This is a genomic window from Sphaerospermopsis reniformis, from assembly GCF_005402885.1.
Lineage (GTDB): Bacteria > Cyanobacteriota > Cyanobacteriia > Cyanobacteriales > Nostocaceae > Sphaerospermopsis > Sphaerospermopsis kisseleviana.
This window is the reverse complement of record NZ_BJCE01000207.1, coordinates 1-9,734: the sequence shown is the minus strand read 5'-3', so window position 1 is coordinate 9,734 and position 9,734 is coordinate 1. Positions and strand designations below refer to the sequence as shown.

Genomic DNA, 9,734 nt, shown 5'->3' with positions numbered 1-9,734 from the left:
ATCAGTAGAACAGTTAGAAGAATTATTAAATAAATTGCTAAACGAAGGAGGTCTTATTATTAAATGGGAGCGCAAAGTTAAAAATAAAGGTAATGCTGTTTATTCGATTTAGCTGCACAACAGCTTAACATAAATATTGCTATTAAATATTTTTGTAAAGATTGATTGGCAAAGGGTTATTGCTGCTAGTTAATCAAACAATGCTTACTCCTAAGTAATGTATAAAAACTCTAAATCTTCATAAAAAAAATTCATCTCTTATCTATATTCTAAGTTAAAGCAGTTAAATCTTTACCTTCAAAAATTGTTCCTGTAACATCTGCCCCTTGAAGATTTGCCCCTTGAAGATAAGCTCGTTGAAGTTTCGTATCTTGAAGATTAGCCCGTTGAAGATTAGCCCGTTGAAGATTAGTCCGTCGAAGATTAGCCCGTTGAAGATTAGTCCGTTGAAGATTTGCATCTTGAAAGTTCGTACCTTCAAGATTAGCACCTTGAAGATTTGCATCTTGAAAGTTCGTACCTTGAAGATTTGCATCTTGAAAGTTCGTACCTTGAAGATTTGCACCTTGAAGATTCACACCTTGAAGATTAGCACCCTGAAGATTAGCACCCTGAAGATTAGCACCTTGAAGATTACTTCCTGGAAGATTCACAGCTTGAAGATTAGCACCTTGAAGATTAGTCTCTTGAAGATTAGTCCCTTGAAGATTTATACTTTTAAAATTCATACTTTGAAGACTAGCCCGTTGAAGATTAGCACCTTGAAGATTAGTCCCTTGAAGTTTCGCTCCTTGAATATCCGCATTTTGAAGATTAGCTCCTTGAAGATTAGTAACTTGAAGATTAGCTCGTTGAAGTTTTGTATCTTGAAGATTAGCACCTTGAAGATTAGCCTCTCTAAGATAAGCCAGTTGAAGATTAGCACCTTGAAGATTAGCCCCTTGAAGTTTCGCTCCTTGAAGTTTTGCACCTTGAAGTTTCGCCCCTGTAAGATTAGTCTCTCGAATATTGACTTCTTGAAGATTAGTCTCTTGAAGATTCGCTAAAGAAAAATCTTGAAAAGTAAGAATAGTATTTTGCAAATCTAAAAAACTCAAACAATTTAAACAAAATACATCATCATAGTTAACTCTTTGTCCACGCAACCGAGAAATCCAATTACCAAAATCTGGATGTTTATTTTCCTGAATATTTTCACCTTTGCTATCTAAACTAGGCCATTTAATCTGTGATAATTTCTGTGTGACTCTAGCACAAGCATTCAAAACAGCTAACAATGCTTCCTCTGCATTTCTGGCTTGACGATTTGCTTCTTGAAAAGTGCTAATTGATAATTTTTCCATCGGCATTCCATATTTTAGCATATAGCTAATCAAGTTACACATCATCTGCTGCCATGCACCAACATCAGCATTATTCTTATTTTGCTGCAACAGAATTTCATTCACAAGGAAATCAAAAATATACTCATCCATTGCGGTTAAACCACAGATTTCCGCCCATTTTTCTAATGCCTGTTTTTTATCCCAACCCACATCGGAATCTTCTTGATTTCGTTGTAACTGTTCCTGTGTTAACTTTAATTGTCTAACAATACCTTTAGCTGCTAAATATTCCCCAAAACTTTTATGTGTAAACTCAAAAGTCTCCTCTCGGTTTTTAACACCATGTTGCCGAAAGTAAAAAGCAGTTAACAACCGAGTAAAACTAGCTCTTTTGTCTTGGTTAAAAATATTTAAAATCCGGTCTATAATTTCGTGATCACAATACTTTTCAATTTCTGATAAAGTTGTCACTCTAATATCGCCACCATGCCAAGCCGCAATGGCAATACTTTCTAAAATGCGAACAAAATCTTGTTCTTTTACTCCATGAATTTGTGGATTTTGATTATTTGCCCAAACTCGCTGATAAACTTTGGTAATCAAATCGGCATAAATTTCATTTAAGTTACTGTTTTCTGTAAATTTTACTGCATCCCTATCATAACTTAAAGCTACAAGGTAATTTAGCAAAGGTTGAGCAGTAATTTCTCTTAAAATACCTCTATCTAAACCATCTGGTAATTTACTATAACCAGAATTTTTAGCATCACCATAAGATTTCCACCAAATATGTCTTTGGTCTTCCTCTAGTAATTTGTTATCATCAATAAATTGCCTATGTTTTATTTCTCGTTTATTGATAAAATAAGATAAAATATGAAAAATTTGTTTTTGCTGAAGAAATTCACTTTGATTTTTTTGTACTACTATTTCCCGTCCACTAATTAACACCATTAACCGATTTTCAGAATAATTAAACTTATTAACTTGAATCCTAACTTCACTAATAAACCTATGGGCAACTTCTTCCGCCATTTTACCTTGCATTGCTAATTCATCCAAGCCATCAAAAATAATCAGCAACCTTTCAACAGAGTTCTCTAGTTTTAGTGGGTTAGCTGGCAAAGGAATATCTCGCATTGATTCAATAAATTTACCAATAGCATCAACTAAATCATCTTGGGGATTAAACAAATGTAAGGGAATAAATAAAACTCGTATATTTTCTATTTCTGCTAGTTTAGCCGCCCACATTTTTGTAAAGGAAGATTTACCACTACCAGGACCACCACTAATTACTCTGATAGCATCATCTTTGTTAGCTTGATTTAACCAACTTTGTAATTCATCCTGTAAATTAACAACATATCTCTTAATCTTATTATCTGTTGATTGATACCTTCTGTTATGAGTATCAATATCATGATCACTTTCTATTTCCTGTTCATAATAAGCCCTGAGAGGAACATAAACCTGTTTTAGTCCAAAAGCCTCTAAAAACATCCTTTCTTCCACTTGTTTTTGTAGCCATGCTGAATAACGCCGCCAGGAAGTTTCTTGTTTAATTTGTTTTTCTACAGCTTCACTAAAAGCATTATCAGAAAATGCTATTTTTAACTTGGCATATTTATCAGAATGTTTATCAGATTCTGAATATAGAGAATATAAAAACTCTATGGGTAAACGATTACTAATTATTTCTGCATCTATTGGGTCTAAGTTAAATTTTTCTTGCAACCATTGAGAAAAAGGAGTTTTAAATTCTTGAACAATAGTAAAATTTTGAGGAGATTTAAAGAAATCTTGATAAATAGTAATTTCTTCAGTTTCTACTGTTCCTAAACACTGATTAAGAATACCCTCGATAATTGCTTTAAATTTTTTGTCTTCTATATTCTGACTAGCATCTTCTAATAAATCTTTATTATCTTTTAGTAATTTAATTACTGTTTGAGTTAACGCAGAACTAATTAAAACATAAGCAATTTCTCCTGGTTCTTGTGCTAGTCCAAAAGCAGCAACAATATCAATAATATTTTCTGGTATCTCATCAAATTTACCGCTTAATGCCTTTACCACAACCTTAGCTGTTACCAGACTAGCGTCACGCCACTTAACGCTAACTTCTTTTTTTCCCAAACCAACAGGCTTTTTAAGAACAATTCCAGGTCTGTTATTCATAGCTAATTGATGTACTTATGGTAATACTTGGGAGTTCGTAATAAAAAAATAATACCTGATCACTGGCATCCTATAACATTCCTTCTTCTTTCCTTCTTGAAGCACCTTTGTGTCTTTGCGCGAAACTCAAAAAAATATAAACTCCCCCTCCATCAAAAAAAGAAGGGGGACAAAAACCTAAGCAGTGAAATACTTAGCTACAGAATGATAAGCAATAATCGCCGTCGTAGACTGTTCAGGATATAACTGTTCACTTTCATCCATATACATCTTCATCCTGTCAGTACCCAACAACTCCAACTGCTTATACTGATCCTGAATATTCGGACAAGCAGGATAACCGAAACTATACCGAGAACCTTGATAACGCTGCGCCAAAATATCCCGAATATTATCCGGTTCAGCATCACCAAAACCCAACTCCCGACGGATTCTCGCGTGCGTCCATTCTGCCAAAGCTTCCGCAACCTGCACCGCCATTCCATGAAAATACAGATAATCAGTGTATTGATTATCAGCAAATAATTTTTGTGCAAACTCTGTAGCAACTTCCCCCACAGTCACCGCTTGCATGGGGAAAACATCAATTATTCCCGACTCCTTTGGTGCAAAGAAATCTGCAATGCAATATCTTCTCCCAGAACGTTGACGGGGAAACTCAAAACTGGCAATTTGTTGAGATTGATTTTCCACATCATATATATGTAGAGAATTTTCCTCAGACTGACAAGGAAAATACCCATAAATCACTTGAGGATGCAACAACTTCTCCTCAATAATTCGCGCTTTCCAACTTTCTAAAATCGGGTAAACCTTCTCACTTAAAAACCCTTGATATTCCTCCTTAGATTGTTCCTTCGGCTTACGGAATTGCCATTGTCCAGCCACCAAAGCTTGCAAATCTAAATACCAGAATAATTCCTCTAAAGAAATATCATCAGGTTGTAATAATTGCGTTCCCCAAAAAGGAGGAGTGGGACGTTCAATGTTAATTTCTACAGCTTCAGAACGCCTTGTATCTATCTCCCTTGGTTCAGCAGGTGCTTTCACAGATTTTGCAACTTTTTCTTTAACTTCATGGGTAGATTCTTCAGTTCCTACCTCATCCAAAAACCCTTTTAAATCATCCCAATTTCCGGCAGCTTTTGCTGGCATTAACTTATCCATAAAAGTCAAATCAGAAAAAGCATCCTTGCCATAAACAACTTTACCTTTGTAAGTATTTTGGCAATCTTCATTCACGAACTTAGGAGTTAACGCCGCACCACCTAAAATTACAGGAACAGTAATTCCCTTTTCATTGAAAACCTGCAAATTCTCCTTCATGAAAGCGGTGGATTTGACTAACAAACCACTCATAGCAATACAATCAGGTTTATGTTCTTGATAAGCCTGAATGATGTTTTCAACTGGTTGTTTAATCCCTAAATTAATCACCTTATAACCATTGTTAGATAAGATGATATCAACCAAGTTTTTACCAATATCATGGACATCACCTTTAACAGTGGCAATCACAAAAGTTCCCTTAGCATTATTACCAGCTTCCGATTTTTCCATGAACGGTTCTAAATAAGCCACCGCCGCCTTCATGGTTTCTGCTGATTGTAATACAAAAGGTAGCTGCATTTGTCCAGAACCGAACAATTCCCCTACCACTTTCATTCCATCTAAGAGAAAAGTATTGATGATTTCCAAAGGTGGATATTGTTCTAAAGCTGTAGCTAATTGTTTTTCTAAACCAATTCTTTCACCGTCAATAATATGACGTTTCAAACGTTCTTCAATTGGTAGACTTTCATCAACGCCTGTATTACGTTTGGTTTTGACTCCTGCAAAAATTGTTGTCAATTCTCCCAAAGGATCATAAACGCAAACATCACCATCAAATTTGCGTTCATCATATATTAATTGGCGACAAACTTCTTGATGTTGGGGTTCAATTTTCGCCAAGGGTAAAATTTTACTCGCGCTAACAATTGCTGCATCCATTCCCGCATTCATCGCTTCGTGTAAAAACATTGAGTTCAACACCATACGCGCTGCTGGATTTAAGCCAAAGGATATATTAGATACACCCAAAATTACATGACACCCAGGTAATTCTTGACGAATGCGGCGAATTGACTCTATAGTGGCTTTTCCGTTTTCCCGGTCTTCTTCAATCCCTGTAGAAATCGGTAAAGCTAAAGTATCAAAAAATATCTCTGTCGCTGGAATACCATACTCTACAGCTTGACGGTAAGCACGTTGGGCAATTTGAAACTTTTTATCTGCGGTTCGTGCCATGCCATCTTCGTCAATTGTACCAATGACGACACCAGCGCCATACTGTTTCGCTAATTCCAACACCTTTAAAAATCGGGGTTCGCCGTCTTCATAGTTGGTAGAATTGAGTAAACACTTACCTCCGGCAACTTTTAACCCCGCTTCCATTTTTTCCCATTCGGTGGAATCAAGCATTAAAGGTAAAGTAACATTATTAACAATGCGAGAAACTAACTCGTGCATATCACGCACGCCATCCCGTCCCACATAGTCAACGTTCACATCTAAAATGTGTGCGCCTTCTTTAACTTGACTCCTGGCCATTGACACCAAACCATCCCAGTCTTCAGCGTTCAGTAAGTCACGGCATTTTTTAGAACCACTGGCGTTAAGACGTTCACCGACGATCAAGAAAGAATTATCTTGATCATAGTTTTGAGTGGTATAAATTGAAGCTGCTGCTGGTTCTAAACTTGGTTGTCTAACCTTTGGTTTTAAGTCCTTGGCAATTTCCGCTAATTGTTGAATGTGTGCTGGTCGTGTCCCACAGCAACCCCCAATCACTTGGACACCCAAATCTTCAACAAAGTGCATCAACGCCATACGTAATTCTATTGGTGTGAGTTTGTAATGAGCTTGACCACCAACATTTTCCGGTAAACCGGCATTGGGAATACAGGAAACTACGAAAGGAGAATGTTCTGATAAATACTTGATGTGTGGTTTCATCAAGTCTGGACCAGTGGCGCAGTTTAAACCGAGAATATCAATGGAATATGGTTCTAAAATGGTTAATACGGCTGCAATTTCCGTACCTACCAACATTGTCCCCATACTTTCCATTGTCACGGAAACCATTAATGGCTTTCTTTCGCCTTTTTTCGTAAAAATTTCCTCAACTCCGTTTAATGCGGCTTTAATTTGCAGAACATCTTGGCAAGTTTCAACGATGAATAAATCCACACCACCATCAAGCAAAGCCTCTGCTTGTTCGGCAAAAGCAGCTTTCATGGTATCAAAATCAATATGTCCCAAAGTGGGAAGTTTGGTAGTCGGACCCATTGAACCTGCAACAAAGCGGGGTTTTTCCGGGGTAGAAAATTCCGCAGCCACACTTTTAGCTAGTTCTGCGGCTTTCTTACTGAGATAATAGGCTTGGTCTGCTAGATCGTATTCTGCTAAAACAATAGAAGTACCACCGAAGGTATCAGTTTCAATCACATCCGCACCCGCAGCGAGGAAGTCACGATGAACTTTAGCCACTGCTTCTGGCTTAGTATGGACTAAGTATTCATTACAACCTTCATACTGTGCGCCGCCGAAGTCCTCAGCAGTGAGGTTTTGGGTTTGCAGGTTAGTTCCCATTGCACCATCAAAGACGATGACAGGAAGTTCTGGACTATGTAAGCGTTGGAGAAATGAATGTGTCATATTTTATGAAAGAAAATTGTGTGTAGTCTGATAAGATGCAACCTAATTTACTATTTTCCAAGATTTTGATGTTTTAGGCAGGGTTTACAGAAAAGAATATGTTAAAAAATCAAGAAGCAGGTTTTATCCGCTTACAAACAGATGTATTTAGGGTTAAATTATTGGCAAGCATCAATGATGTGATCTTGGAGAAACAGCGCATCGTCTTGGTAAAAGGGGAGGAAGATGTGGCTGCTATTATTCCAGTTAATGAATTTGAACGTCTGGAATGGATCACCTATGATATCAAATATGGACAATTTATGATAGATGAAGAATATAATTATGAGGACGAGTGTGGCATACCATGTATTAATATTAAGGAATTAGAATGGAATTTTGAGCAAATACTTGAGCGGGTAATATACAATAATGAAACCGTTGGGTTAACTTTTCCTACAGCTGCTTTTGAAGATGATATTGAGAATTTTCTTACAGGGGCAATTTTGATGAATATTCATAAATTTTGGATTCCAGATTATTGGCTGATTAAGTGAAAGTTAAGTTTATTTTATTAAATTAGTTTATCAAACATTTATAATTTATGAGATTTAGACACTGGGCGACTAGGGTAATACTAATTTTTCTGATGCTGGCAACTTTGATTTTAGCCATGTTTATTGGTGGTGCAAGAAAACAGCCAAATAATACAGGAATATCAAATCCAAATCCTATTATTTGGAATCAATATCCACAAGCTTTATATCAATCAGAAAAAACAGCAGAAAAACCGCCAATTACTTTACCTAAGTTACCAATTTTGTCTAAGTCTTTTGTTGAGAGAAAACCAAAAAATCAAGTTATTACTCAATACATAACTACTGCTGCTTTTGCTGGATATAAACCTAATTTAGCTGCTGCTAAAGTACATCCTAGTAATTATGGTGAAAGATTTACTCATGATGTTAATGGTGTACCTGTAAATAATCAACCGCTGATTGTTTTACATGAAACGACTAATTCTGCTTCTAGTGCAGTGAATTTTTTTCAAAATAATAATGTTGATGAAAATGTCCAAGCTAGTTATCATGCTTTAATTACTCTGGATGGTACTGTTATTTATTTAGTAGCACCTGATAAACGCGCTTTTGGTGCTGGTAATTCGGTTTTTAAAGCTGCTAATGGTGTGGAGGAAACTGTACAAACTAATCCTAATTTATCTCCATCTGTAAATAATTTCGCTTATCATGTTTCTTTAGAAACCCCTCCTGATGCTTGGGGAAAAAGAAATATTCAAGGACATAGTGGTTATACTGAAGATCAATATAATTCTTTAGCTTGGTTAATTGCCCAAAGTCAAGTTCCTGATGAGAGAATTACTACTCATCGTGATGTTGATATTGCTAATGGTAAGGTTGATCCTTTAAGTTTTGATTTTGAGAAGTTTTTTAATAAGTTGCATTCTTTTAGAGAGTTGAGGAGTTTTAATAATTCGTAATTTATTTAAAGTCTTTTTGGTTTTTTAGTTCTTGTACTAAATGATGTACTTTTGTGGATGAGTTTGTACATCCATCTTCATTAGGGTGTTTATTTTCTAGTTTCATGGCGTTATTTATTGCCATTTCTTGGTTGGGTTGCAATTTTGAATAGAGCAATTTATCAGTTTTATCATATTTTTCTCCCTGCTTGAGAATACCAGCTTTTCTCATTTCTGCTTCTAGTTGGGGACGTAATTCATTGTAACTACCAAAGGGACTGGGAGTGTAGTAATAATGAAGGAAAAACCAAAATTCAAAACAAGGTATTGATGTGATAGGAGTACAATTATATTCTTTCGCACGGTTAAGAGCTTGTTTATATTTTTCAGGTTTATTATCGTCATCAAATACACAAAATACTTGATCAACTTTCTCAAATTTAATGTTATTATTTAATTTTATAGCTTCATTAACAATTACAAGGGGATCACCGCCGTTAGCGGAGACAATTTCAATTTTGATTGTTGGTAATCTAAGTTCACGTTTGAGAGAATTAAAATAATTATACTCTGTTTCCTCCCCTTCAACTACAATTAAAAAGTTTTTTCTAGGTTGGTTATTTCCTGAACGTCGTTTTAAATTATTGGTAGATTTTCCTCTTGACATATTTTTCTATATTTCTAAATACTTAACCCATTAATAAAAGGAATAGCACCATATCGCCCTAAAAGATAACCTTTTTGTAAAGATTCATCTTCACGGGGTCGAAAATCTAGTAATGAATATAATTTAGTCATGCTGTTATCTTTTTCTGTAAACCAGATTTGATCAGGTCTGAATATTTCTTCATCCAATAGTGTTGTATCATGGGTTGTAAATATTAATTGGGCGTTGTTGTGATTAAGCTGTTGTGCAGCTAGATTGTATAATAGGGAATTAAGTATTGTATTACCACAGCAGTTTACAGAAGCTGCATTAAGATTTATTCCCCTCGATTTAAAAAATAATTTTGCCGAATTTCCACCCGGTTCAAATATTAAAATTCCTCTCACACCTTTTTTTGGCATTTTAG

The 9,734-nt window shown here is 35.7% G+C and carries 5 protein-coding genes and 1 pseudogene; 3 read left to right on the top strand and 3 right to left on the bottom strand.

Annotated features, from left to right (window positions below):
- Positions 1–269 precede the first annotated feature (269 nt).
- Together FFR48_RS21490 and metH are read right to left on the bottom strand one after the other, a co-directional pair.
- Complete coding sequence (locus FFR48_RS21490) at positions 270–3,506, bottom strand: pentapeptide repeat-containing protein (RefSeq protein WP_137668788.1); 3,237 nt, start codon at positions 3,504–3,506, stop codon at positions 270–272.
- A 177-nt stretch (positions 3,507–3,683) separates the two neighbouring features.
- Complete coding sequence (gene metH, locus FFR48_RS21485) at positions 3,684–7,205, bottom strand: methionine synthase (protein ID WP_137668787.1); 3,522 nt, start codon at positions 7,203–7,205, stop codon at positions 3,684–3,686.
- Between the two features lie 98 nt (positions 7,206–7,303).
- Here metH and FFR48_RS21480 point away from each other — a divergent pair, with 98 nt between their 5' ends.
- Positions 7,304–7,741 (top strand): type II toxin-antitoxin system Phd/YefM family antitoxin, encoded by a 438-nt coding sequence (locus FFR48_RS21480; protein ID WP_137668786.1) that lies wholly within the window; start codon positions 7,304–7,306, stop codon positions 7,739–7,741.
- Positions 7,742–7,788: 47 nt separating this feature from the next.
- Positions 7,789–8,682 (top strand): N-acetylmuramoyl-L-alanine amidase, encoded by an 894-nt coding sequence (locus tag FFR48_RS21475; protein WP_137668785.1) that lies wholly within the window; start codon positions 7,789–7,791, stop codon positions 8,680–8,682.
- Position 8,683: 1 nt separating this feature from the next.
- Here FFR48_RS21475 and FFR48_RS21470 read toward each other — a convergent pair whose 3' ends face one another.
- The gene (locus FFR48_RS21470) at positions 8,684–9,328 is read right to left on the bottom strand and encodes an RloB family protein (RefSeq protein WP_137668784.1); all 645 of its coding nucleotides are present in this window, start codon (positions 9,326–9,328) and stop codon (positions 8,684–8,686) included.
- 282 nt (positions 9,329–9,610) lie between these two features.
- On the opposite strand from FFR48_RS21470, the pseudogene FFR48_RS29610 reads away from it, so the two are divergent.
- A pseudogene (locus FFR48_RS29610) lies at positions 9,611–9,734 on the top strand (acetamidase/formamidase family protein); the annotation flags it as partial.

Bases quoted from the DNA above. Each gene is read 5' to 3' on its own strand.
- FFR48_RS21490 (WP_137668788.1), bottom strand. From the start codon at position 3,506: ATGAATAACAGACCTGGAATTGTTCTTAAAAAGCCTGTTGGTTTGGGA.
- metH (WP_137668787.1), bottom strand. From the start codon at position 7,205: ATGACACATTCATTTCTCCAACGCTTACATAGTCCAGAACTTCCTGTC.
- FFR48_RS21480 (WP_137668786.1), top strand. From the start codon at position 7,304: ATGTTAAAAAATCAAGAAGCAGGTTTTATCCGCTTACAAACAGATGTA.
- FFR48_RS21475 (WP_137668785.1), top strand. From the start codon at position 7,789: ATGAGATTTAGACACTGGGCGACTAGGGTAATACTAATTTTTCTGATG.
- FFR48_RS21470 (WP_137668784.1), bottom strand. From the start codon at position 9,328: ATGTCAAGAGGAAAATCTACCAATAATTTAAAACGACGTTCAGGAAAT.